At 44.1% G+C, this 23,441-nt stretch carries 23 protein-coding genes; 11 read left to right on the plus strand and 12 right to left on the minus strand.

Going from position 1 to position 23,441, the window contains the following annotated elements:
- Positions 1–21: 21 nt before the first annotated feature.
- Positions 22–516 (plus strand): GNAT family N-acetyltransferase, encoded by a 495-nt coding sequence (locus ACEN82_RS24510; RefSeq protein ID WP_413321127.1) that lies wholly within the window; start codon positions 22–24, stop codon positions 514–516.
- Between the two features lie 7 nt (positions 517–523).
- Here the strand turns inward: ACEN82_RS24510 and ACEN82_RS24515 are convergent, their stop codons facing one another.
- From ACEN82_RS24515 to ACEN82_RS24525, 3 genes are read right to left on the minus strand one after another with little or no spacing between them, the layout of a single operon-like run.
- Positions 524–694: a DUF8506 family protein gene (locus ACEN82_RS24515; protein ID WP_189549082.1), complete on the minus strand. Its 171-nt coding sequence runs from the start codon at positions 692–694 to the stop codon at positions 524–526.
- Between the two features lies 1 nt (position 695).
- Positions 696–1,283: an ATPase gene (locus ACEN82_RS24520; RefSeq protein ID WP_413321126.1), complete on the minus strand. Its 588-nt coding sequence runs from the start codon at positions 1,281–1,283 to the stop codon at positions 696–698.
- The gene (locus ACEN82_RS24525; RefSeq protein WP_413321125.1) at positions 1,276–1,815 is read right to left on the minus strand and encodes a GNAT family N-acetyltransferase; all 540 of its coding nucleotides are present in this window, start codon (positions 1,813–1,815) and stop codon (positions 1,276–1,278) included. The genes ACEN82_RS24520 and ACEN82_RS24525 overlap by 8 nt, the downstream gene beginning before the upstream one ends.
- Positions 1,816–1,885: 70 nt before the next feature.
- Here ACEN82_RS24525 and ACEN82_RS24530 point away from each other — a divergent pair, with 70 nt between their 5' ends.
- Both ACEN82_RS24530 and ACEN82_RS24535 read left to right on the plus strand, forming a co-directional pair.
- Entirely contained in the window at positions 1,886–4,246 is a 2,361-nt protein-coding gene (locus ACEN82_RS24530; RefSeq protein WP_413321124.1) for a prolyl oligopeptidase family serine peptidase, read from the plus strand.
- Positions 4,247–4,334: 88 nt separating this feature from the next.
- Positions 4,335–4,898 (plus strand): suppressor of fused domain protein, encoded by a 564-nt coding sequence (locus ACEN82_RS24535; RefSeq protein ID WP_413321123.1) that lies wholly within the window; start codon positions 4,335–4,337, stop codon positions 4,896–4,898.
- Between the two features lie 31 nt (positions 4,899–4,929).
- Here ACEN82_RS24535 and ACEN82_RS24540 read toward each other — a convergent pair whose 3' ends face one another.
- The gene (locus tag ACEN82_RS24540) at positions 4,930–5,535 is read right to left on the minus strand and encodes a murein L,D-transpeptidase catalytic domain-containing protein (protein ID WP_413321122.1); all 606 of its coding nucleotides are present in this window, start codon (positions 5,533–5,535) and stop codon (positions 4,930–4,932) included.
- Positions 5,536–5,602: 67 nt separating this feature from the next.
- Here ACEN82_RS24540 and ACEN82_RS24545 point away from each other — a divergent pair, with 67 nt between their 5' ends.
- From ACEN82_RS24545 to ACEN82_RS24575, 7 genes are all read left to right on the plus strand, one after another.
- Positions 5,603–6,028: a hypothetical protein gene (locus ACEN82_RS24545; RefSeq protein ID WP_413321121.1), complete on the plus strand. Its 426-nt coding sequence runs from the start codon at positions 5,603–5,605 to the stop codon at positions 6,026–6,028.
- Positions 6,029–6,154: 126 nt separating this feature from the next.
- Positions 6,155–6,619, plus strand: coding sequence for a ribosome assembly cofactor RimP (rimP, locus tag ACEN82_RS24550; RefSeq protein ID WP_413321120.1), 465 nt, complete (start codon positions 6,155–6,157; stop codon positions 6,617–6,619).
- A gap of 3 nt (positions 6,620–6,622) precedes the next feature.
- Positions 6,623–7,858 carry a transcription termination factor NusA gene (gene nusA / locus ACEN82_RS24555; protein WP_090532515.1) on the plus strand — a complete coding sequence of 412 codons (1,236 nt, stop codon included), beginning with the start codon at positions 6,623–6,625 and terminating at the stop codon, positions 7,856–7,858.
- A gap of 60 nt (positions 7,859–7,918) precedes the next feature.
- Positions 7,919–11,023 carry a translation initiation factor IF-2 gene (gene infB, locus ACEN82_RS24560; protein ID WP_413321119.1) on the plus strand — a complete coding sequence of 1,035 codons (3,105 nt, stop codon included), beginning with the start codon at positions 7,919–7,921 and terminating at the stop codon, positions 11,021–11,023.
- 302 nt (positions 11,024–11,325) lie between these two features.
- Positions 11,326–12,891 (plus strand): M28 family metallopeptidase, encoded by a 1,566-nt coding sequence (locus tag ACEN82_RS24565; RefSeq protein ID WP_413321118.1) that lies wholly within the window; start codon positions 11,326–11,328, stop codon positions 12,889–12,891.
- 227 nt (positions 12,892–13,118) lie between these two features.
- Positions 13,119–13,688: an RNA polymerase sigma factor gene (locus ACEN82_RS24570; protein ID WP_413321117.1), complete on the plus strand. Its 570-nt coding sequence runs from the start codon at positions 13,119–13,121 to the stop codon at positions 13,686–13,688.
- Positions 13,689–13,704: 16 nt separating this feature from the next.
- Positions 13,705–15,072: a carboxypeptidase-like regulatory domain-containing protein gene (locus ACEN82_RS24575; RefSeq protein WP_413321116.1), complete on the plus strand. Its 1,368-nt coding sequence runs from the start codon at positions 13,705–13,707 to the stop codon at positions 15,070–15,072.
- Between the two features lie 70 nt (positions 15,073–15,142).
- On the opposite strand, the gene ACEN82_RS24580 is transcribed toward ACEN82_RS24575, so the two are convergent.
- Genes ACEN82_RS24580 through ACEN82_RS24615 form a run of 8 tightly spaced genes read right to left on the minus strand, consistent with a single transcriptional unit; the run spans position 15,143 to position 22,223 of the window.
- Positions 15,143–15,880: a DUF4197 domain-containing protein gene (locus ACEN82_RS24580; protein WP_413321115.1), complete on the minus strand. Its 738-nt coding sequence runs from the start codon at positions 15,878–15,880 to the stop codon at positions 15,143–15,145.
- A gap of 34 nt (positions 15,881–15,914) precedes the next feature.
- Positions 15,915–16,925: an inorganic phosphate transporter gene (locus tag ACEN82_RS24585; RefSeq protein ID WP_413321114.1), complete on the minus strand. Its 1,011-nt coding sequence runs from the start codon at positions 16,923–16,925 to the stop codon at positions 15,915–15,917.
- A 21-nt stretch (positions 16,926–16,946) separates the two neighbouring features.
- Positions 16,947–17,597, minus strand: a complete 651-nt coding sequence (locus tag ACEN82_RS24590; RefSeq protein ID WP_090532530.1) for a DUF47 domain-containing protein — start codon at positions 17,595–17,597, stop codon at positions 16,947–16,949.
- A gap of 48 nt (positions 17,598–17,645) precedes the next feature.
- Entirely contained in the window at positions 17,646–18,710 is a 1,065-nt protein-coding gene (locus ACEN82_RS24595) for a sensor histidine kinase (protein ID WP_091169237.1), read from the minus strand.
- A gap of 9 nt (positions 18,711–18,719) precedes the next feature.
- The gene (locus ACEN82_RS24600; RefSeq protein ID WP_413321113.1) at positions 18,720–19,418 is read right to left on the minus strand and encodes a methyltransferase domain-containing protein; all 699 of its coding nucleotides are present in this window, start codon (positions 19,416–19,418) and stop codon (positions 18,720–18,722) included.
- Positions 19,419–19,436: 18 nt separating this feature from the next.
- Complete coding sequence (locus ACEN82_RS24605) at positions 19,437–20,561, minus strand: NAD(P)/FAD-dependent oxidoreductase (RefSeq protein WP_413321112.1); 1,125 nt, start codon at positions 20,559–20,561, stop codon at positions 19,437–19,439.
- 6 nt (positions 20,562–20,567) lie between these two features.
- Positions 20,568–21,677, minus strand: a complete 1,110-nt coding sequence (locus ACEN82_RS24610; RefSeq protein ID WP_413321111.1) for a type III polyketide synthase — start codon at positions 21,675–21,677, stop codon at positions 20,568–20,570.
- Positions 21,678–21,695: 18 nt separating this feature from the next.
- Entirely contained in the window at positions 21,696–22,223 is a 528-nt protein-coding gene (locus tag ACEN82_RS24615) for a YceI family protein (RefSeq protein WP_413321110.1), read from the minus strand.
- A 130-nt stretch (positions 22,224–22,353) separates the two neighbouring features.
- On the opposite strand from ACEN82_RS24615, the gene ACEN82_RS24620 reads away from it, so the two are divergent.
- Positions 22,354–23,238, plus strand: coding sequence for a UbiA family prenyltransferase (locus tag ACEN82_RS24620; RefSeq protein ID WP_090532542.1), 885 nt, complete (start codon positions 22,354–22,356; stop codon positions 23,236–23,238).
- The last annotated feature ends 203 nt before the right edge of the window (positions 23,239–23,441 follow it).

Consider the following 23,441-nt stretch of genomic DNA (forward strand, 5'->3'; position numbering starts at 1 on the left):
TAACATAAAATTAAATTTGAGATGTATACAATACGTAAAGCCACTATAAATGATGTGGAAACCATCCGTGATATAGCCGATAAAACATGGTGGGTAACCTACAGCCCCATCCTTCAACATGAACAGATTGCCTTTATGTTGAGCGGGATCTATTCGGCAGATAAGATCAGCGAACAGATTCAGGAAAATCAGCAAACTTACCTGTTACTGGAGGAAGAAGGCAATCCGGTGGCATTTGCAGCCTATTCGCCCCGCGAGGAAAACCCGGAGGTTTATAAGCTGCACAAGCTATACTGCCTGCCGCAAACCCAGGGCAAAGGCTACGGAAAAGTATTGATTAACGAGGTAGCCCAAAAAACTAAAGATGCCGGTAAGAAAACGCTGGAACTTAACGTCAACAGGTACAATAACGCCAAATCATTCTATGAAAAAATGGGGTTTACCATAGCCTATGAAGAGGATATAGCCATTGGTAAATACTGGATGAACGATTATGTAATGCGGAAAGAGTTATAAGTGATTGTTATTTGGCAGGAAGGGTTTTTAAAAGCTCTTTTGCGGGTACAGCTTTGAAACTGCCGTCTTTATCTCCAATGATAAGGCTTTCGTTGTTGGCAGCGGCAGTTTCAACCAGTTTGCGGTTTGCCCGCTTCATGCCTTCAAGCACTTTTTCAGCAAACTCGTTTATATCCATTTTATGTGTTTTTGTTGTCATTAGCTTGCGATAAAATCGTTTCCCAAATATCGGGTGTTATAATATTGGTTTTAAGTTCATCCGCACTTTGTGCAACAAACACCGGCCCAAGATCCGTGTTGTTTGCAATCAGCCATTTATCACAAAGAGGTATATACAAAGATACTAAATTTCTTATTCCCCGGTAATATCTCCGTTCTATTACATCGGCAGGGATATTATGGCCTCCTTTACTCACTCGTTTAGCTACTCGTTCCATTGCCATTTCAGGAGAGCTCAACCAAAAAAACAATAAAGTAACTTCATATCCTTTTTGCTGAGCTCTTTTAACCAAAGATACATAACTCCGGGTTGAAAGCGTTGTTTCAAAGGCAAAGTCAACTCCCCGGTTCAGCAGCTCATCAATCCGTTGCAGCATGATCCGTCCGGCTTCGAATGCAACACTTTCCGGATTGAAGGGAGATAGTCCCACCGCGATGTTATCTGCATTTACAAACTCATTACAGTTAAGCAATTCGGGCAAAACTGTATAGCTTGCCGTGGTTTTACCGGCACCGTTACCACCTGCTATGATATACAAATTAGGCATCCTGTGAATTTAGTTGTTCATCCTTAAAAATAGCATACATATATTTATCCATCACCTCGCCATTTTTAATAACTGACCTTCGTAGTACGGCCTCCTGAATATAGCCTGCTTTTTCGAGCACCCGTATGGATGCCGTGTTTCTATTATACACACCGGCTTCTAAACGCAATAGCGAAAAATGTTCAAAAGCATAAGTGGTTACCAGTTTTACAGCCTCGGTTGCTAAGCCCTTTCCCCAATGTTCTTCACCAAGCCAATAGCCTATTTCGGCGGTTATGCGGCTTTCATCGGTAAAAAGTTCAACACCAATGCCGCCGCAGGCTTCACCGTTAACTACTATGGCAAAGTTGGTTAAAGGTTGCTGATTTTGGGCCAGGTTTACCCAAAACAGGGCATCCTCCATAGTATAAGGATACGGGAACCTGTCGCGCAAAAAAGCCGATACTTTAGGGTTATCCGCATGCTTTTGAAGTGATGCTTCATCGCCCGGTTGCCACGTCCTCAATAAAAATCCGTTGCCCTGTAGTTCCATTTTGTAACAATAAAATGCTTAAAAATAACAATCATTAGCCAAACTGTTAAATTGCATGCTTTATTGAGATATGAAAAAACTGTTAGGCTTATTGTTCCTGATCCCGGTAACGGGCGCCTTTGCCCAAAAGCTGGATTCCCTTAGCATCGAAAAAATTATGCGCGACCCTAAATGGATCGGGGTTTCGCCGTCCAATATCCGTTGGGCTAACGATAGTAAAAAGATCTATTTTAAATGGGATGATGATGCTTCGGGCGATACTCGGTTATATTCAGTTAGCCCCGGCGACAACAAGGTACAAAAAGTTAGCATTGCCGAGCAGCGCGATCTGGCAGCCGGTTACGGCGAATGGAACAAAAAGCATAGCCAAAAGGTATTCAGTAAAAACGGCGATTTATTTTTATACGATGTAAAAGCCAACAAAACCACCCGGCTAACAAATACCGTAGCGCAGGAAGACAGCCCTGTTTTCAGCGGTGATGAAACAAAGATCATTTACAAAGAAGATAATAATCTCTTTGCCCTGAACCTGAATGGCGGCACCCTGGTACAGCTCACCAATTTTGTACGGACAGCAAGCGATAAAAAAAGTAAGGATAAACCCGGCGAGCAGGAACAATGGCTCAAAAAACAACAGCTTGAGTTGTTTGAGATCATCAAAAAGGAAGCAAAGGAGGATAAAAAAGATTCAACAGAAACAGCATTGCTTAAGCCCGACAAGCTGAAAGAGATTGCCTATGGCGATAAAAGACTGAGCGCTGTACAGATCAGTCCGGATGGCAGGTTTATCACCTATCGCCTTACCAAACGCGCCGATGGCGTTCAGAATGCCATAGTACCTAATTATGTTACCGCATCGGGTTTTACCGAGGATATTCCGAACCGTTCAAAAGTGGGCCGGCCATCGTCAACCTCAGAGACGTTTATTTACGACAAGCGCCGTGAAGCAGTTTACCCGGTTATTACATCAGAGATCCCCGGCATTAAAGACCTGCCCGACTATTTAAAAGATTATCCCGATGAATTAAAAGCCCGTCAAAAGGAAAACGCCGACAGGCAGGTAAATATCGATGGCGTTTTATGGAATCAAAGCGGCAGCAATGCCGTGGTCATTATCTCAGCACAGGATAATAAAGACTGCTGGATCATGCGCTTAGACCCGGTAAGCGGCAAACTAAGCCTGCTTGACCGTCAGCGGGATGAGGCCTGGATTGGCGGCCCCGGCATTGATGATCCCGGGAATACAGGTTTTATTGATGATAACCATTTTTATTACCAGAGCGAGGCCAGCGGTTACTCGCATATTTATGTGGTTGATGTAACCAGCGGCGCTAAAAAGCAGCTCACCAACGGCAAATGGGAAGTACAAACTTTACAGTTAAGCCAGGATAAAAAGACGTTTTATTTTACCGCCAATATCGATCACCCGGGCATTACCCATTTTTACAATATCCCGGTTAGCGGCGGTACCCCCGTTAAAATTACCGGTATGAAAGGCGGTAACGAGGTAACACTTTCGCCCGATGAAAAGTGGCTGGCTATCCGCTATTCTTATTCAAACAGGCCATGGGAGCTATATATCCAGGCCAATAAACCCGGTGCAAAGGCGGTAAAAATAACCAATTCCGTTTCGGCCGAATACTTGTCATACCCATGGCGCGACCCCGAGATTATTTCCTTTAAAAACCGCTACGGTACCGATGTTTATGCTCGCCTGTATCAGCCTAAAAAGCAAGATCCCGCGAAACCAGCTGTGGTTTTTGTCCACGGTGCGGGCTACCTGCAAAACGTTACCTATTCGTGGAGTTACTATTTCCGCGAGTACATGTTCAATAACATGCTTGCCGATAATGGCTACACTGTGCTGGACATTGACTACACAGCAAGCGCGGGCTATGGCCGGGATTTCCGAACAGGGATCTATCGCCACATGGGAGGCAAAGACCTCACCGACCAGGTTGACGGCGTAAAATTGCTGGTTGAAAAACATGGTGTTAACCCGAAGCATGTCGGTTTGTACGGCGGTTCATACGGTGGTTTCATCACACTTATGGGTATGTTTACTGAACCGGATGTTTTCGCGGCAGGCGGCGCCATACGCTCCGTTACCGACTGGGCGCATTATAACCATGAATATACCTCAAATATACTTAACGAGCCTTTTACCGATGAACAGGCCTATCGCAAAAGTTCGCCTATTTATTTTGCCAGCGGCTTAAAAGGCAACCTGCTGATGCTGCATGGCATGATAGACCAGAATGTAAACTACCAGGATATTATCCGCCTGACTCAAAAACTGATAGAGTTGCACAAAGAAAACTGGGAGCTGGCCTCGTACCCTGTGGAAGACCACGGCTTTGAACAACCCAGCAGCTGGGCCGATGAGTATAAACGGATCTATAAATTATTTGAGCGGACGTTGAAGAAGTAGAGTAATTACCTCCACCCGTCGTCCCGAATTTATTTCGGGATCCCATGTGCTTAGCCAGATAGACAAGTTAATAAAAATGCATTTTACAATGATGAGCATTTACAACAAACTGATCAAAGAGCACTACATATCAAATTGGGGAAGCAATTATGAAGAGAAGATATGGACTACGGGGCCTATCAATGAACTTGATAATACGCTTACAATTTTAGAATTTAAACCAACTGACAACAGAAAAATGTGGACCTACGCAACATGCGGCATGTCTACATTTTCACATGAAAAACCTGTCGAACTACATTTATTTTCCGCCATTCAAAATAGTTCTATTTTAGAATTATTAACAAGTGTAGTTTACTTCCATAATTTAAATCAAAATCTCAATTTAGGGCATACGGTTAATTTTGGCCGGCCATGGCAGGAAAATTCAGAGTGCAGCTATGGTTTAATTTCTTTACCTTATTTAGATGGACCTGATCTTGAATTGTTTGATCCTGGCAATAACCATAAAACAATATTTTTTTATTGGCTTATCCCTATAACATTACAAGAACGGAACTATAAAATGCAAAATGGGCTGGACGCTTTAGAAGAAAAGTTAGAAGAAAGCCAGTTTAATTATATTGACAGTGAAAGGAGGAGTGTAATTTAACCTCGCGGCCGTGTCCCGCAGTCGCGAACTATTATTGATATATCCACATCAACACATGCGTCTTTTGTTTCTTCAACAAAGCATCCACAATTTTCATGGTATTATTTGATATAGCCGGACAGCCCCAGCCTTCTGGTGTCCCTTTAGGGTAAACTTCCGTTTCGGCTACCTGTTCCCACGAATGAAAAACGATCTGCCTTGCTAAAGCGTTATTATTGGTTGCTTCCAATCCGGTGAGGTAATACTTTAGGTGGATTCCCCAGGCGCTGTAGGCCCGCCCATCTATTTGATACTTACCGGGAGCAGTACAATGGCTGCCATCCAGGTTACTGAACGCCGGTTTGTCTTTCGACCATTCACCACTCCAGGGGTTACGGCCGCAGCCATGGCTCACCAGTCCGGAAACCAGCACATCGTTTTTCCTGAAATCCCATACCATAAAACGTTTAACACCCGACGGCAGGGCCATATCAATTAAAATACAATAGCGGGTGTTGTAACCACGCTGCCGGCAAAACGCCAGGCTTTGTTTGGCTTTTTCTTTAACACGGTTAAGGTCTACCCGAGGTGCATCCGCGTATGTTTTAATACAGCAAAAAAACATTGAGAAGAGCAGGAATAAAAATCTCGGTTTCAATTGTGTCAGGTTTTGTGTTGTAAACAGAAATATCCGCTTTTTATTACAATAAACCTATTATTGTGAAATGAAAAAACTTTTTCCTTTATTACTTCCGTTAATGTTTTTATTCAGTTGTACAGAAACATCAACCAAAACACTGGTAACCATTAAGACAGTTAATAACGGAAACGCATTGCAGATAACAGGCTTCGATCCGGCCATCATTAACGAGATCAGCCGTGACTCATCGGCGACAGCCTGGGAAACGCTGATGGCTGTTTACCGCATGCCTGCCGATACCAGCATGCGAAACCTGCAGCCCGCACAGCCGGGTAGTTACACCGTTAAAGATAATGTTGTTATTTTTACGCCGGATACAGCCTTTAGTACACAGCAAACGTATTTTTTTCGTTACTATGATTTCAGTGCCGGTGGTACGCTGACCGATTTGATAAAAAGCCGCAGCAAACCCGGAACCTTGCACTATACAGATTTGATTTTTAAGCAATAAACTACCTATATGCTTGAAAATTTAATATTTTTGATTATATTTGCAACCGTTAATAAAAGAGGGGGCAATTAGTCCCCTCTTTTATTTTATCAATCAAAATTATTCTGTCAAAAACACCGGTGGGTAATGAATATTGAAAAAAGGGTAAAAGAACTGGTAGAAGAGAAGATAGCAGATAAACCAAACCTGTTTATAGTGGATATTAAAATGCACTCGAACGGGAAGCTGATCATTCTGCTTGATGGCGATAACGGTATCGGTATTGATGAATGTGCACAGGTAAGCAGGCACGTAGGTTTCCATCTGGAAGAGGAAAACGTGATTGAAACCGCTTATAACCTGGAGGTTTCATCGCCGGGCATTGATTATCCGCTGTCGTCGCCAAGGCAATACGCCAAGAATGTTGGCCGTAACCTGGGCATTAAAATGAAAGATGGCGCTAAACGCGAAGGCACATTAACCGGCCTTACAGAGGATGCCATCACTATTGAACAAAAAGTAAAAGAAAAAGGGAAAAAAGCGCAGGTTATAGAAAGCGTTATCCCAATGGACCAAATAACAGAAACAAAGGTTTTAATATCATTTAAGTAAAAAATGAGCAATATTAATTTAATTGATTCTTTTCAGGAATTTAAAGATTTCAAGAACATTGACCGCCCTACCATGATGAGCGTTCTGGAAGACGTTTTCAGGAGCATGATCAGGAAAAAGTACGGTACGGACGAAAATTGCGACGTAATTGTGAACACCGACAACGGTGACTTAGAGATCTGGCGCACACGTAAAGTTATGGAAGATGGCTTTAGCGAAGATGATGACCTGGAGATAGAACTTGCCGAAGCACACCTGTATGACGCCGACCTTGAAGTTGGTGATGATTATATTGAACAGATCACTTTAGAAAGCTTTGGCCGCCGTGCTATTTTAGCCGCCCGCCAAACGCTGGTATCAAAAATTCTGGAATTAGAGAAAGACGAGATCTTCAAAAAATATAAAGACCGCGTAGGTGAAATTGTTACAGGTGAGGTTTACCAGGTTTGGAAAAAAGAAACTTTAGTTCTTGATGATGAAGGCAACGAGCTGTTACTGCCAAAAACAGAGCAGATCCCGGCCGATTACTTTAAGAAAGGCGATAGCGTTAAAGCTGTTGTATCAAAGGTAGATATGCTGAACAGCAATCCTAAAATCATCATTTCACGCACAGCGCCTGAATTTTTACAGCGTTTGTTTGAGCTTGAAGTTCCTGAGATTTTTGATGGCTTAATTACCATCAAGAAAATTGTACGCGAACCGGGCGAGCGTGCTAAAGTTGCCGTTGAATCATATGACGACCGTATCGATCCAGTTGGTGCCTGCGTAGGTATGAAAGGTTCACGGATCCACGGTATAGTACGGGAATTAAAAAATGAAAATATCGACGTTATTAACTTTACCAACAACGTTCAGCTATATATTCAGCGTGCATTGTCGCCTGCCAAAATCACTTCTATTAAATTAGATGATGAGAAAAAAACAGCTGCTGTGTATTTAAAACCCGACCAGGTATCATTAGCTATCGGTCGTGGCGGGCACAACATTAAGCTGGCAGGAAAATTGACAGGCTACGAAATTGATGTTTACCGTGAGGCTGATGAGCATGACGAGGATGTGGACATTGAAGAATTTTCTGACGAGATTGAAGGCTGGATCATTGATGAATTTAAACGTATTGGTTTAGATACAGCAAAATCAGTACTGGCCTTAACCGTTGGTGAATTGGTAAAACGTACCGATTTAGAGGAAGAAACAGTAAAAGAAGTGCTATCAATATTGAATGCGGAGTTTGAATAAGCGGAATAAGCAAATTAAAATCGTATTTTTGCACTAAATAAGCAGAGAAAGTAATATTAAATGTCAGAAGACAAATCCATAAAATTAATTAAAGCAGTAAAAGAACTGAACATTGGCATGGGTACCCTTGTCGATTATTTAGCTACCAAAGGATACAAGGTTGACAAGCATCCTATGGCCAAGCTGGATAATGACATGTACAATGCCCTGTTAAAGGAATTTGCTGTTGACAAAAGTATTAAGGAGGAAGCTAAGCAGATCAGTATCGGAAAGATAAGGAAAGAAGAGCCTGCTGCACAGTTTCCTGAAAAGCCGGTTGAGAACCGCCGTTCGCGCGATTTTGAGAACGAAGAGATACTGATCAAGAATACAGGGCACTTTGCACAGCCGCAGGTTGAAAAACCAAAACCGGCCGAGCCTGCTCCGGCAGCACAAGCCCCTGCACGTTCTGATGAGCGCAATGACGTATTACCTGGTGTTAAGGTGGTTGGAAAAATTGACCTTAACAACCTGAATGCTAAGCCACAGGCGGAGAAGCCTGCGGAAAAACCAGCGGAAGTAGTTGTTAAACAACCCGAGCCAGTTGCACAGGCACCTGCGCCAACACCGGCTCCGGCACCTGCCGAGCCAAAAGTTGAAGCGCCACAGCCGGTAGCCCCGGTTGTGCCCGAACCACCAAAGGTTGAAACGCCAAAACCGGCAGCTCCGGTTGCCGAAGCACCTAAAGCTGAAGAGCCTAAAGCGCCTGTTGCTGAAAAAGCACCGGTTGCAACACCTCCGGCTGCTCCCGAAACTCCGGCTGCACCAGTAGCTGATGACAGCCAGGAGCCAGACGTGATCCGTGCTAAAGCTGAGCGTTTAACAGGGCCAAACATTATTGGTAAGATCCAGTTGCCGGTTAATGCGCCAAAGCGCAACCCGGTAGCTTCATCATCAAATTCAAATAATAACTCGGCCGATCACAAACGCAAACGTAAGCGTAAAGATAACCAGGGCAACCCGCAGCAAGGCGGCGGTAACCATCCGCATGGCCAGCAGGGCGGTGGTGGCAATCACCCGCAACAAGGTCAACAGCCCAGCGGTGGTGGTACCATTAATCCTAACCGCCCGGATTTCAGGAACCGTACACATGGAGCACCCGGAAACAGCGGGCCAGGTCAGGGCCAGGGAGGTCATGGCGGTGGTAACCGCCCGGATTTCAGGAACAACCGCAATAATCCGCCTCAACATATAGGACCGAAGGAAGAACCTTCAGAAAAAGACATACAAGACCAGATCAAGGCTACACTTGCACGCTTAAGTGGAGCAGGTAAGTCGGGCAAGTTTGCACAGCGTGCTAAATTCCGTCGTCAAAAACGTGATGACGTTGCTGCAAGTGCCGAAGAACTGGCAATGGAACAGGAACTGCAATCAAAAGTATTGAAGGTTACGGAGTTCGTAACGGCAAATGAGCTGGCAAGCATGATGGATGTATCTGTAACGCAGATTATATCTACCTGTATGAGCCTGGGTATGTTTGTTTCCATTAACCAAAGGCTTGATGCCGAAACACTTTCAATTGTGGCCGATGAGTTTGGCTACCAGGTTGAATTTGTGAAGCCGCAGGATGAGGAAGCCAACCTTGACCAGCCTGATGATCCGGCCGACCTGGTGACTCGTGCACCAATCGTAACCATCATGGGCCACGTTGACCACGGTAAAACCTCATTGCTCGACTTTATACGTAAAACCAACGTAATAGGCGGCGAAGCGGGTGGCATAACCCAGCACATTGGTGCTTACGAAGTAACGTTGCCTGATAACAAAGGAAAGATCACCTTCCTGGATACGCCGGGTCACGAAGCGTTTACCGCGATGCGTGCAAGGGGTGCGCAGGTTACAGATATTGTAATTATAGTGATAGCTGCCGATGACAGCGTGATGCCGCAAACCCGCGAGGCCATAAACCACGCGCAGGCTGCAGGTGCACCAATCATCTTCGCCTTTAACAAAATTGACAAGCCAGGTGCCAATGCTGATAAGGTAAGGGAACAGTTATCGGCCATGAATATTTTGGTTGAAGAGTGGGGCGGTAAATACCAGTCGCAGGAAATTTCGGCCAAAACCGGCTTAAATGTTGACTTGCTATTGGAAAAAGTATTGCTTGAAGCCGAATTGCTTGAACTGAAAGCTAACCCTAACAAACGTGCCGTAGGTACTGTTATTGAAGCAGCTTTAGATAAAGGCCGTGGTATTGTTACCACCATCCTGGTACAGGCAGGCCGCTTAAAAGTAGGTGACCCGATACTGGCAGGCTGCTACAGCGGTCGTGTTAAAGCGTTAACCAACGAGCGTGGCCAGCGTGTAGATTCAGCGGGACCATCAACACCTGTACAGGTATTAGGTATGCAGGGCGCGCCAACCGCGGGCGATAAGTTCAACGCGCTTGAAAGCGAAGTTGAAGCACGTGAAATTGCTAACAAACGCTTACAGTTACAACGCGAGCAGGGTTTACGTACTCAGAAACACATCACCCTTGATGAAATCGGCCGTCGTTTGGCAGTTGGTAACTTTAAGGAACTTAACATCATTGTTAAAGGTGACGTGGATGGTTCTATCGAGGCCCTGTCAGATTCATTGCTGAAGCTGTCAACCGAGCAAATCCAGGTGAACATCATCTCGAAAGCGGTAGGTCAGATCTCCGAATCAGACGTATTGCTGGCATCGGCATCTGACGCGATCATCATCGGTTTCCAGGTACGCCCATCAGGTGGCGCCCGTAAACTGGCCGAAGCTGAACAGATCGATATCAGGTTGTACTCTATCATCTACGACGCGATCAATGAGATTAAAGCGGCGATGGAAGGCATGCTTGCACCAACCTTTGAAGAAAAAATCGTGGCTAACGTTGAAATCCGCGAAACCTTCAAGATCAGCAAAGTGGGTACTATTGCAGGCTGTATGGTACTGGATGGTAAAATTAACCGTAATAGCAAGATCCGCATCATCCGCGATGGCGTGGTGATCTACACCGGCGAACTGGCTTCACTGAAACGCTTTAAAGATGACGTGAAAGAAGTAAGCGCAGGCTACGAGTGCGGTTTGAACATCAACAACTTTAACAACATTGAAGTAGGCGATATTGTTGAAGCGTACGAAAATGTGGAAGTTAAACGCAAGCTGTAATTAAGTAAATCAGCTTTATAATATTGAAGGGCTTATCTGTAACGGATAAGCCCTTTTTTGTTGGGGCTTTCTCACAAAGCGGAGACTTACGAAGTTTTTGAAACTTCGTAAGTCTGTATTCCCAGAGGAGGACTCCGGGACTGGTCGAAGTTTAGCAATGGCGTGACTTTAACAAGTTACTGTATCCCGCCAGAAACCTTGTGTAATCCACTCTCGTGTAACAACTTTGTTAACACAATATATTCCCAATTTTAATTTATAATAAATAGGTTTGTTTTAACTGATCTTATAATTTATTATATATGAAATTAAAACTACTCTTTTCGTGTTTAATTACGGCTGGTATTGCAGTACCGTCGTTTGCACAGGAACCTGTTGATGCGGCAATGGTTCAAAAAATAAGGGAAGAAGGCCTTAACCATTCAAAGGTAATGGAAACGGCTTTTTATCTTACAGATGTTTCGGGCCCAAGGCTTGCCAATTCTCCGGGCTTGAAGCGCGCCCAAAACTGGGCTGTTAATCAGCTTAAAACCTGGGGCATGGCTAACTCTAAGTTGGAAGCCTGGGGTAAATTTGGCAAAGGCTGGGAGGTTCAAAAAAACTATGCGGCTATCACGGTTCCTTACTATCACGCTATCATCGCCATACCTAAAGCATGGACACCGGGTACAAATGGTTTGATCAAAGGCGAAGTGATGATAATCAAAGCCGATTCGGCAGCAGAGCTTGAGCAATATAAAGGTAAGCTGGCCGGCAAGATCGTGATATTTGATACTAAAGCACCAACAGAACGTACCTGGAAAGTGGATGCCGCCCGTTATACCGATGAGGAACTTACCGAAATGGCCAACGCGAAAGCTACGCCTGCCGGCCCGCGCAGGAACGCTGTGGACCCCAACGCCGCTCAAATGGCCTCTTTCCGTAAGCTACGTGCTTTCAGGACGGCATTAAGCCAATTTTTGGTTGATGAAAAAGCTGCCCTGGTGTTAAGCCAGGCCCGCGGTACTGATGGTACAGTGTTTACCACCAACGGCGCTTCCTACGCCGATACCGCAAAAGCGGTAGCACCCGAGCTTGAAACCAGCAGCGAAGATTACCAGCGCATTTTGCGCCTTATAAAAGGCGGTCAGCCGGTACAACTGGAAGCTGATATTAAAACCCAATTCATTACAGACGACCTGCAGGGCTATGACGTAGTCGCTGAAATTCCCGGTACGGATAAAAAGCTGAAAGACCAGGTAGTAATGCTTGGCGGCCACCTTGATTCATGGCATGCCGCTACCGGTGCTACCGATAATGCAGCGGGCAGCGCGGTAATGCTGGAGGCCATGCGTATTTTAAAAGCGATTAACTTTAAACCCAAACGCACCATTCGCATAGCTTTATGGAGTTCGGAAGAGCAGGGCTTATTTGGTTCGCGCGGTTATGTGGCCAATCATTTTGGCGATCCTAAAACGATGGAGCTTAAACCCGAACAAGCAAAGCTTTCGGCCTATTACAACCTTGATAATGGAACCGGCAAGATCCGTGGAGTGTATTTGCAGGGAGATTCGGCCGCGGCACCTATCTTTAAAGCCTGGCTTGAACCTTTTAAAGATCTTGGCGCCACCACGCTTACCATTCGTAATACCGGCGGTACCGATCACCTTTCATTTGATGCCGTTGGTATTCCGGGCTTCCAGTTTATCCAGGATGCTATTGATTACGGTTCACGTACCCATCATAGTAATCAGGATACTTACGATCGCCTTATTGAAGACGACCTGAAACAAGCCGCTACTATTGTTGCTTCATTTGTTTACCATACGGCACAACGTGCCGAAATGATCCCGCGCAAAGAGCTGCCAAAGCCACAACCCGCAAGGTAAAACTGTTACGATATTTATAGAAAAGCGATGCTCCCGGGCATCGCTTTTTTTGTTTGTGCTTTATGCTATTGTTATTCCAGCCCTGACTTAGTGTATCCACGGTTTATAACAGGAATGAACCAATACCTGTAAAAACACCTTGTTATTAGCTTATTTTCTTTAAATAGAATGGTCTGCAGGCAGTTAATTTCCATAAACCATTTTAATAAATTAATTTTGTATGTTTAATGAGCCTATTTATAAAACCCCAAAAACCAGGGAAATCAACAGACGAAGAACTACTTAGTGATTATCGCGCAAGCGGTAACCTAACAGTTTTGGGCAGCTTATATGAAAGATATATGCCCCTTGTTTATGGCGTTTGCCATAAATATCTGAAAGATGAAGAACTGGCCAAAGACGCGATAATGGGCATTTTTGAGGAGCTGGTTGATAAGGTTAAAAAGCATGAGATTAACCAGTTCAGGAATTGGGTGTATGTACTTGGGCGCAATTATTGCTTGATGCAGTTAAGAAGCGGTAAAAAGATGGAGTTGGTTAATTTAGATGAAGTTATGGAATTTACCCCCTTTTTGCATCCTGAGGATAATAACAGGGAAGAGGCTTTGAAAGCTTTGGAGCACTGCATAGCAGGGTTAACCGGCGGGCAAAAACAAAGTATTCACCTGTTTTATTTAAAAGAGAAGTGTTATAAAGAAATTGCCGGGATAACAGGATATACTTTAAATGAGGTAAAGAGTTATATCCAGAACGGTAAGAGGAATTTGAAAATTTGCCTCGAACGGAACAGTGCATAGTAAAAAGGCAAATATATTGCAAATACAGAAGTATCTCAACGGAGAGCTTGATGCCCGTGCTATGCATAAACTGGAGATGGAGGCACTAAACGACCCTTTTTTGATGGATGCATTGGAAGGATATGAAAACATGGGGACAAGTCAACAATTAAACCTTGCTGACCTTAGCTCAAGACTGCGGCAGCGCACCGGAGAAAATAAAGGCCGTGTAATACCGTGGACCGTTTGGCCCATAGCGGCTTCGGTTTTAATAGCACTAAGTTTGGGAGGCCTTTATCTTAACAGATCTCCTAAAGCTGAGCTGCAAAGTAATAACATTACAGGAAACAAAAATTCCATTCCGCCCATGGCAGCTGCCGCCGATACCGTAAAGACCGGCGATACAGTTAAAAAAGCGAGTGCCAATACGCCCATACAGGCCCCATCAGTTGCAGTAAATAAAAAATCAAGACGGGCAAAGCAATCGGCTAATGCGCTTTATCAGCAGGAAATCTCCGCTGGCGACAATAAAACAGCTTCGAATGATGTTCCGCCTCCTGTGGGCAGCAATCCTTTAGCAGAACCGGCAACTCCGCCCGCTGCCGCTAAAGATAAAGTTGTTTTGAAAGAAGAAGGCAATTTAAGTGAGCGGATAGTGGCAGGATACACAGCGCCGATTGCAAAAAAAGATACAGTAAGCCAGGATGTGATAGCGTTAAGAGCGAATACGACCGTCGCGAAAGCAAAAGCTCCGCTGCAATTTAAATTACCCGGAAAGGTTGACGGTGTTACATCTTCACCAGCAACTATTTTTGGCAGCAGTAAAGCGGCGGCACAATCATTATACATTGCCGGTACTATTATTTCGAGAGATGACGGCTCGCCTTTAATTGGTGCGGCAATCAGGATCAAAGGCACCAACCGGAGCACGGTAACTGACGTTAACGGAAAATTCGCGCTAAGCTCTCCGGGGGATAAGGCTACGCTTGATGTGGTTTATATTGGGTATGAGCCGAGGCAGGTTAACGCCACACGCGGCGATAGTATTAAAGTAGCGCTTAAGCCCGATTCCAGGGCCCTTAGCGAGGTGGTTGTAACTAAAAAAGACGATGACAGCGGTGAGGTAAGTGTCACCGCGGCACATCCGCAACTGGGCTGGGGCAGCCTGAAAAAATATTTACAAACTAATGCTGTGCTGCCCGACGGTACTTCCGGCACTGTGACCGTAACATTTACGGTATTCCCGAGCGGCATCACAGATGAGTTTAGCATTAAAAAAGGCCTGAATGAAGCGGCCGATCAAAAAGCTATCGAGCTTATCAAAAATGGCCCCTCATGGGTTGGTAGCACTAACAACAAACCCGAAGTTGTTACTGTAAAGGTTAAATTCCAAAAGCAAAAATAATATGCCCAATAAAAAGGCTGCGTTGAATAACATCGACGCAGCCTTTTTTGTATCTCTTTCTTTTTTCTATTTATTGTCCGGTAGTTTTTTTCCTATCAGCAAAAGCGAATACTTTTTGCAATAAAGGCGTTGTACGAGCCCCAAGATTTTGACGAATATTAAGCTCTTCTTTGGCTATTTCCACAAATAAGCCATCGATAGCCTTTTGGGTCACATAATCGCTGATATCAGGATTAAGCTTTGATACAAACGGAATCTTATTGTAAGCCTGGGCGGCATCAGTATAGTATTTGGTAGCGTTCACTTTATTTAAGCTTCCCTGAATAACGGGTTTGAACTGCAGGCTTAGCTTCGCGGTAGTGGTACGTTTAAAATATTGTGTTGCCGCATCCTGGCTGCCCAATAAAATATTGGTAACATCCTGCAGGGTCATTTGCTTAATAGCATCAACAAAAATAGGTTTTGCCTGTTTTGCAGCGTCTTCGGCTGCGCGGTTAAGCGAAAGGATCACATTATCACAAAGGCTGTTCAGGCCAAGTCCGCGTAAGGTTCTTTCAGCTTTTTGCGCTTCGGGCGGAAAAAGGATCTTGATAGCGGCATTGCCAAAAAATCCGTTAACTGCCGATAGTTGATCCGAGCTTTTACCTGTGCCTATTTCAAGGGCCTGTTTTAAACCGTTGCCTATTTCAAGCGACGTTGGTGTTCCCTGGTTTTGAATAGTTGCGTTAGCTACCTGGTTTAGCGTATCACAGCTGGTAAATGTAATTAAAGCTATTAAGATGGGGATAATGAGTAGTCTTGTTTTCATAGTAGTAAAACTAACAAAATTACTACCGGTTTGTTTAAGCAAAGAAATGTAATAATGCAAATACACCGGCGGCAATCAGGGCCGAAATAGGTATGGTAATGATCCAGGCCCAAACCAGGTTAATGGTTACGCCCCAGCGCACGGCCGATACACGTTTAGTTAAACCTACGCCTATAATTGAGCCGGTAATAGTATGTGTTGTTGAAACCGGGATCCCGAAACGTTCGGTAATAAACAGGGTGATAGCACCAGCAGTTTCGGCACTTACACCTTCAAGCGGGGTAACCTTGGTTATTTTTGAGCCCATGGTTTTAACGATCTTCCAACCACCCGACATGGTGCCTGCAGCAATAGCTGAGTAACAAGCTAAAGGAATCCACTCCGGCATTACTGAGCCTGGCTTTATCACTTTTGAAGCAATAAGGCTTACGTACAGGATCCCCATAACTTTTTGTGCATCGTTACCACCGTGAGCAAAACTCAGAGCTGCCGACGATACTAACTGCATGCGTTTAAACCAGCGCTCGGCAGTGGCAGGCCTTGCAGCTTTGCACAGGTGTAATATTAAAATGGTTACCACATAAGCTATAATTAAACCAATAAACGGGGCAAGTACGATATAGGCAATAATTTTAAGCACGTATTGCATTTCAACGGCATGCAGTGCGTTGGCACCCATGTAAAGCGCGTTAGTCATACCGGCACCGGCAAAGCCCCCAATAAGGGTATGCGACGAGCTTGAAGGGATTCCGAACCACCATGTAAACAGGTTCCAGGTGATGGCGGCTACCAAACCAGCCAGGATCACGTGCAGGGTAACATAGTGCGCCAGTACGATTTTAGATACGGTATTAGCAACCTTATGATCTTTTATAAAAAAGTAAGCTGCAAAGTTGAATACCGCGGCCATTAACACTGCCTGAAACGGTGTTAATACTTTGGTAGATACAATGGTAGCTATAGAGTTTGCGGCATCATGAAAGCCATTGGTGTAATCAAACAACAGGGCGAGTACAACAATAACTACAAGTAGGGAAGTAACCATTTAGCTGGGGATAAGATTTACTTAAGCGTTTTTAACTAAGATTGACTCCATAACATTAGCTGCGTCTTCGCACATGTCGGTAGCGGTTTCAAGGGCGGCTAATATTTCTTTGTATTTGATAAGGCGGATAGCATCTTTTTCATACAGGAACAAGTCGGCTACAGCGCGGTCAAAAACATAATCGGCCTGGTTTTCAACACTGTTTATCCTGATGCATGAATCGGCGATATTACGCACATTCCTAAGGTCTTTCAGTTCTTTTACAGCTTTTTCCAAATCAACACTGGCCTGCAGTATCAGGTCAGATAGCTTACGGATATGCTCATTCAAATCATCTATCCTGTACAGGCTCATGCGGTTGGCCGCACCCTGTATATAGTCGGCCACATCATCAATAGCTGTTGCAAGGGCATGGATATCTTCACGATCAAAAGGCGTAATGAAGTTTTTGCCAAGCTCCAGGTAAATCTGGTGAGTATATTCGTCGCCTTTGTTTTCAAGCTTGTCAATCTGTTTATATAAATCCTCGCGGGTTGCAGGGTTGTTTGAGTTAACTGCTTCAACCAGTATGGTAGCCATAGCTACAACATTGGCCGCGGCTTGTTCAAACAGCGGGAAGAATATTTTTTTATCCTTGGGTACAAAATACTGGAATATACTGTTTAGCGACATAGTGATTTGAAATTGGTGTAAAGGTACAGTTAGTATGTTAAATTATTGTTAACTTTTTAACACAGGTAAATTCGGGAAAGGAATGGTTTGCTTAGCCCTTGCCAAGGTAAAACCAAAGGTTGAACCAAGCCCTTCTGTACTGCGCACATTGATGGTTTGCTGGTGGGCTTCAATAATATGCTTTACAATAGCAAGCCCCAGCCCGGAGCCACCAATTTGCCTTGAACGGCTGCTGTCTGTACGAAAAAACCGCTCAAATAACCTTGGCAAAAACTTTTCTTCAATACCTATACCATCGTCGGTAACTTCAACCAAAACCTGGTCGTGCAGTACAAAAAGGCTTACCGAAGTGCTGCCTTCTTCTTTACCGTACTTAAACGAATTATCTATCAGGTTCACGAGCACCTGTCTTATTTTTTCCCTGTCGGCATTCACCACAATAGGCTCATCGTACTTTTGCTTAAATATAAGTTTAATGTGGTACTGCTTGCCTTTGATCTCCAATGATTCAAAAACCTCTTTGATCAGGTCGTTGATCTTGAATTTAGTATAATTGATAGGCATCTCGCCCGATTCAAGTTTGGAAATTTCATCAAGGTCTTTGATCAGGTAACTTAGCCGGTCAACATTTTTTGAAGCTTTTTCCAAAAACTGGCGGGCCATTTCCTTGTCGTCAAAATCATCATCCTGCAAGGCTTCAATGTAACCCTGGATAGCAAATAACGGGGTTTTAAACTCGTGCGAAATATTGGATAAAAAATCACGGCGAAATTTTTCCTGTTTGCGAAGTTCGTCTATCTCGGTCTTTTTCTGTTTGGCCCATTCCTTTACCTCCTGCTCTACATCGGCAATGGGATTGGCGCTTACATGTTCGCCGAGGGCATCCCTGAGGTCGCGGCCTAATTTCAGGTTATGGATCAGTTTATAAATTAACTTGATACGGGAGTAGATGTATTTTTCGATGAGATAGTAAAAAACGAAGTAACTTACACCAAGGGCCACCGAGAAAGTAACCATTACATCGTACCATTTATGCTGAAAATAAAAATTAACGGCCGAGAGCGTAATTGCCACGCCAAGCGAGGTTGTTAAAACCAGTACACGCAAATTCATAGCGTAAAGCTACGATTTATAGATGATTAACTCCCACCTGAAAGGCCAGCGCCATGTTAATTTAAAGTTATCAATTTGTGCTTTTTTCAATAATGCCAACAATTCGTGCCTTTTAAAACCGCGCTTAACCGAAAGCGGACCATCGTTACGGGCCATGGCATTACGGGTAAAAACACGGGTTATAAACACTATGGCATGGTATAAAAGCCAGTGACGGTGCAGGTCGGTAATGATAATTCCTTTTTGTGCCGATGTGTGCATATTTTGAATAAGCGTTATCCAGCGTTCATCATCAAAATGATGAGTGAACAAACTGCATATAATTATATCGGCCGGTTTAATGAGGTATACCTCGTCAATAACATCGGCCCGGGTAAAGCTGATGTTTTTATATCCGGAGGCCTGTTGCCGTGCGTAATTTACTGCCGTTGGCGCTGCATCAATACCGTTTAGTTTAAGGTGTATTTTCTTTTCTTCAGCCCATTTTGCAATAGCTATCAAGGCATCGCCCCCGCCACACCCCCAATCGCTTACCGCATAATTATTACTTACCGCAAATTTTTTCAATGCGTTGATGATGCTTTTATGGCCACCGAATAGCGCGTTCATCTTCCCCAGGCCTTCAAGCACAGGGGTTATTTCGGCTAATGGGAGATCAAAATCATCCATGATCTCCAGCATATCGGTACGGTAACTTAAATCGGGCATATAATATATACGCCTGAACTATACAAATGGTTGGCCGTGGGTTTTACTTATCAGGTATTGTGCAACAGAAGGCAGGTGATTGAGCGTATTTAAAGTAAGGGCCGTCATGTTATCGTTGCCAAACAAACGCTGTAACTGCCGGCCAACCCAAAGCCTTTGTGCAAACTGTTTGTTCCAGCTTTGGGCATAATCCTGCTCAAGGTTGGCGCGCTTTTCAGCATTAAAGCTGCCAGGTTTATAGTGTATAATAATTTTTTCGGAAAGGATCTTGGCCGAATGGATGGCCATAGTCATGCCGTTGCCACAAAGCGGGGCTATCATCCCGGCGGTGTCTCCGCTCATCAGGATGTGGTTGTCAACAGGCGCCTTTTTTTCAAAGGAGATTTCGTTGATCACTTCAGGTTTATCCAGTAAAAACCTGGCGTTACGAAAGATCTCATCGAGGTAAGGGTTTTTGCGGATCACGTTCTCTTCTAAAGCCTGTAAAGTACCATACTTGCGCAGGTCATCACGATGGGCCATATAGCACATGCAATACCTGTCGCCATCGGTTTTGCTTACCCCACAATAGCCGTCTTTATAATTATTAAGCTGGATGAGGTCCTGTGGGAAATCCATCTGCAAATGGAATTTTACGGCCAGGTATGGGCTGCGTTTATAAAAGAAGGGTCGTTTAAGTTTTTGATCGAGATTGGAGCGTTTACCGAACGAGCCGATAGCCAACGGGGCTGTTAATGTTCCGCCGGGAGTTACCACTTCAAATTTTTCGCCAGCAAAACGAATATCCTCCACCCGTGTGCCGGTTAAAATATCAACTCCTTCGGCGAGGGCTTTTTGGTACAGAAAATTATCGAAAGTAAACCTACTTAAACCAAAACCGCCCAGGTCAAGCTTTTGCGAAAGTTTGGTACCAGATGCTGCTGTTACCTCCAGCCTGTTGATCCGGGCAACGTTTAGTTCTTCAAGGTCGATGCCCAACGAAGACAAAAAAGGGATCACCTCGTTCGAGATATATTCACCACAAACGCGGTGCATGGGGTAAGTCTTTTTTTCAATAACTGTAACCTTCAGACCGGCACGGTTCAACAATATGGCGTTAAACAACCCGGCCAGGCCCCCGCCAATTACAACTACATCGCTCATGATGGCTTAATGCATTTCAAGTATCATCCCTTCAACGGTTAAACCCGGACCGAAGGCAAAACTCAGGATCTTTTGATCGACCAGGTTACCTGCCTTCAGCATTTTATCCAGTACAAACAAAATTGTGGCCGACGACATATTACCGTACTCCTGCAAAACCTGGTAAGCAAAGGCGTTGCTTTCTTCAGGTAATTCCAAGGCGTCTTCCACTGCTTCTAAAATGGTACGCCCGCCGGGGTGAACAGCATAAGCAGTAATATCATCCATCTCAGTTTTGGCCTTTTGCAAAAAGCGCTGGGTAAGTGATTTGATATGTTTCTTAATTTGCTTGGATACCCTGGAGGTGAGTTTCATTTCAAAACCTGTGTTGCCCACATACCAACCCATCTCATTACGTGCTTCAGTAACAAATTCTGAATAGAAGTTTTTGAGTAAAAAGTAATTACCACTGCCTAAACGATTGGACGTATTTTCGACCAAAACGGCAGCAGCCCCATCTGAAAATAGCGAATTAGCAACCCAGTTATCCAGCGTATTCACTTTTTGAAAATGGAGCGTACAAAGCTCTACACTAACAACAAGCACTTTGGCGCCGGCATCGGCCCGGCAAATATAGTCGGCTACTTTGAGCCCGTTTATGGCGCCGTAGCAGCCCATAAAGTTGATGCAGGTACGTTCGGTATCGCGGTTTAGTTGCATCCGGTCTACAAGTTCGATATCAATCCCAGGTGCGTGCATACCCGTACAGCTAATGGTTACCAGGTGTGTAATGTTGCCGGTAATGTCATCTCCAAATTTTTGAAGGCAGTTTTTTGCGGCATTTACAGCTATGGCGATAGCTTCCTTTTCGTAAAGCTTCAACCTTTTCTGTGTGTCAGGGAATGGTTCGAGCCCTGCCGACTGTTCAAAAAAGGTGAAATCTGCCGCATCCCGATAGCCAAAATCAGGAATTACCGAATAGCGGTAATCAATTCCCGAATGGTCATAAATCCCCTTTAATCTTGCTGCATTGGTTGCATCCAGCCCAAAGGCGTTAGCCATGAAATGGTAAATATCCTGCTGGGCAATCCGATTGGCGGGATTTGCTATCCCGATAGCACTAATGCAACTCTCCATTAAAAATGATTAAGCGTTTTATTTGCTGATCTCCGCCTCAACCGAAACATTGGCCTCATTTGAAAGGATCAGATTTTTGCCGCCTATGCCAAAATCTGTCCTCAAAATCATAAAGTTTCCTTTCAGTTGTGCTGTATTACCTGATTCCGTATACGTAAAAGGCACTTCAATCAACTTTGTTTTATCTCTTATAGTTACGTTAAAATTGCCGGTATAGTTGCTCCCGCTTTTACGCTTAAAGGAAACTGACTTTAGCGTGATCTTTGGATATTTAATTACGTCAAAATAATCTTCGCTTTTAAGATGCCTATCACGGCTTTCGTTATCGGTATTAACGGTGTTGGATAACACTGACGCTTCAATAGAGCTGCCTTCCAGGTCATTAGGTTTAAATTTAATATCGGCCTGCAAACCGCCGAAGGTACCGCCAACATTAAAGCCAAGGTTTTTAATTTTAAAGCTGATATCTGATTTAGATACCGTTTGTGCGAAGCTCGTTGTTGCTGCCAATATTAAAAGCGCAGCTATATAAATTTTCTTATTCATGTTACATTAACGCTGTTTCAAACATAATAATTTATACTGAAGGAATTTTGTACTTAAGGTTGTATGTTTATAACCGTAATCAGGCAACCTGATGTTGCCTCCGGCAGTAATTATAATGTAAAAACACGCCATGAAGTTTAAACAATTTATCCCTACCCGGTCGGCATTTGCGCATTTAAGGTTTGTGTTTTCTGTTTTTTTGCTGCCGGTGTACCTGTTTGCCTTTAGCCAGGCCGATGTGGTGAAAGCTTCAACAGCCGTACTTGTATTTTTTATATGGCATTTCCTTGCTTTCCCGGCCAGCAATGGCTATAACAGTTATTTTGATAAGGATGAAGATAGCATTGCCCTGTTAGCCAAACCGCCCGAAGTGGATCTCAGCCTGTATTATTTTTCCATTCTGCTGGAGGTTATTGCGTTTTTGCTTGGCTTTATCATTAGCTGGGAGTTTGCCTTTGCGGTGCTCATTTATGGCATTATGTCAAAATTATACAGCCATCCTGCTACCCGGTTAAAAAAATATCCCATCATCAGCTTTTTAACGGTGTTCATTTTCCAGGGATGCTTTATTTATTACACCACCTACACCGCTTTGACTGGTACAAGCCTGTTTGGTCATTGGGATTTAGGCCTGATTATTCCGGGGGCTATCAGCTCCTGCCTCATTGGGGCATCATACCCCTTAACCCAGGTTTATCAGCATGAAGAAGACAGCAGGCGGGGCGATAAAACGCTTAGTATCGTTTTAGGTTACAAAGGGTCCTTTATTTTTTCGGGCGTATTGTTTGCCGCGGGGATAGCCCTTTCTTACTGGTATTGGCACCTGGCTGGGATGATGCTTAACTTTTATTTCTTTATAGTATGCGCCGCGCCAATATTTTTCTTTTTTAATTATTGGTTTTATAAAGTAGGGCGATCGACAGCCAACGCTAATTTTAAAAACGCCATGCGTATGAATTTCATCAGCTCGGGTTGTATGCTGGTTTATTTTGGGGTGCTGGCGGTGTTTAGTTGATAAAAGAATTGGGGCCCAGACATACGAGGTTTTAACAACTTCGTATGTTTTTAATGGCACCTATTTATCTTCACGTGGACAGAGAAATTTCATCCCATTCTTCTTTACAAGAATAATATCATAACTCTTCGGCTGTTTATATACTGAATCTCCAACTTTAACATTCCTCTGAAACTTCGGCCAATCGTGGTAAAGTATGTGTT

The sequence above is a fragment of the Mucilaginibacter sp. Mucisp73 genome (genome assembly GCF_059491465.1).

Coding starts and splice junctions, on each gene's coding strand:
- ACEN82_RS24580 (WP_413321115.1), bottom strand. CDS start 15,880: ATGAAAACAAGACTACTCATTATCCCCATCTTAATAGCTTTAATTACA.
- ACEN82_RS24515 (WP_189549082.1), bottom strand. CDS start 694: ATGGATATAAACGAGTTTGCTGAAAAAGTGCTTGAAGGCATGAAGCGG.
- ACEN82_RS24545 (WP_413321121.1), top strand. CDS start 5,603: ATGAAAAAACTTTTTCCTTTATTACTTCCGTTAATGTTTTTATTCAGT.
- ACEN82_RS24570 (WP_413321117.1), top strand. CDS start 13,119: ATGAGCCTATTTATAAAACCCCAAAAACCAGGGAAATCAACAGACGAA.
- nusA (WP_090532515.1), top strand. CDS start 6,623: ATGAGCAATATTAATTTAATTGATTCTTTTCAGGAATTTAAAGATTTC.
- ACEN82_RS24585 (WP_413321114.1), bottom strand. CDS start 16,925: ATGGTTACTTCCCTACTTGTAGTTATTGTTGTACTCGCCCTGTTGTTT.
- ACEN82_RS24530 (WP_413321124.1), top strand. CDS start 1,886: ATGAAAAAACTGTTAGGCTTATTGTTCCTGATCCCGGTAACGGGCGCC.
- ACEN82_RS24600 (WP_413321113.1), bottom strand. CDS start 19,418: ATGCCCGATTTAAGTTACCGTACCGATATGCTGGAGATCATGGATGAT.
- ACEN82_RS24605 (WP_413321112.1), bottom strand. CDS start 20,561: ATGAGCGATGTAGTTGTAATTGGCGGGGGCCTGGCCGGGTTGTTTAAC.
- rimP (WP_413321120.1), top strand. CDS start 6,155: ATGAATATTGAAAAAAGGGTAAAAGAACTGGTAGAAGAGAAGATAGCA.
- ACEN82_RS24520 (WP_413321126.1), bottom strand. CDS start 1,283: ATGCCTAATTTGTATATCATAGCAGGTGGTAACGGTGCCGGTAAAACC.
- ACEN82_RS24510 (WP_413321127.1), top strand. CDS start 22: ATGTATACAATACGTAAAGCCACTATAAATGATGTGGAAACCATCCGT.
- ACEN82_RS24610 (WP_413321111.1), bottom strand. CDS start 21,677: ATGGAGAGTTGCATTAGTGCTATCGGGATAGCAAATCCCGCCAATCGG.
- ACEN82_RS24535 (WP_413321123.1), top strand. CDS start 4,335: ATGATGAGCATTTACAACAAACTGATCAAAGAGCACTACATATCAAAT.
- ACEN82_RS24615 (WP_413321110.1), bottom strand. CDS start 22,223: ATGAATAAGAAAATTTATATAGCTGCGCTTTTAATATTGGCAGCAACA.
- ACEN82_RS24565 (WP_413321118.1), top strand. CDS start 11,326: ATGAAATTAAAACTACTCTTTTCGTGTTTAATTACGGCTGGTATTGCA.
- ACEN82_RS24525 (WP_413321125.1), bottom strand. CDS start 1,815: ATGGAACTACAGGGCAACGGATTTTTATTGAGGACGTGGCAACCGGGC.
- ACEN82_RS24620 (WP_090532542.1), top strand. CDS start 22,354: ATGAAGTTTAAACAATTTATCCCTACCCGGTCGGCATTTGCGCATTTA.
- ACEN82_RS24590 (WP_090532530.1), bottom strand. CDS start 17,597: ATGTCGCTAAACAGTATATTCCAGTATTTTGTACCCAAGGATAAAAAA.
- ACEN82_RS24595 (WP_091169237.1), bottom strand. CDS start 18,710: ATGAATTTGCGTGTACTGGTTTTAACAACCTCGCTTGGCGTGGCAATT.
- infB (WP_413321119.1), top strand. CDS start 7,919: ATGTCAGAAGACAAATCCATAAAATTAATTAAAGCAGTAAAAGAACTG.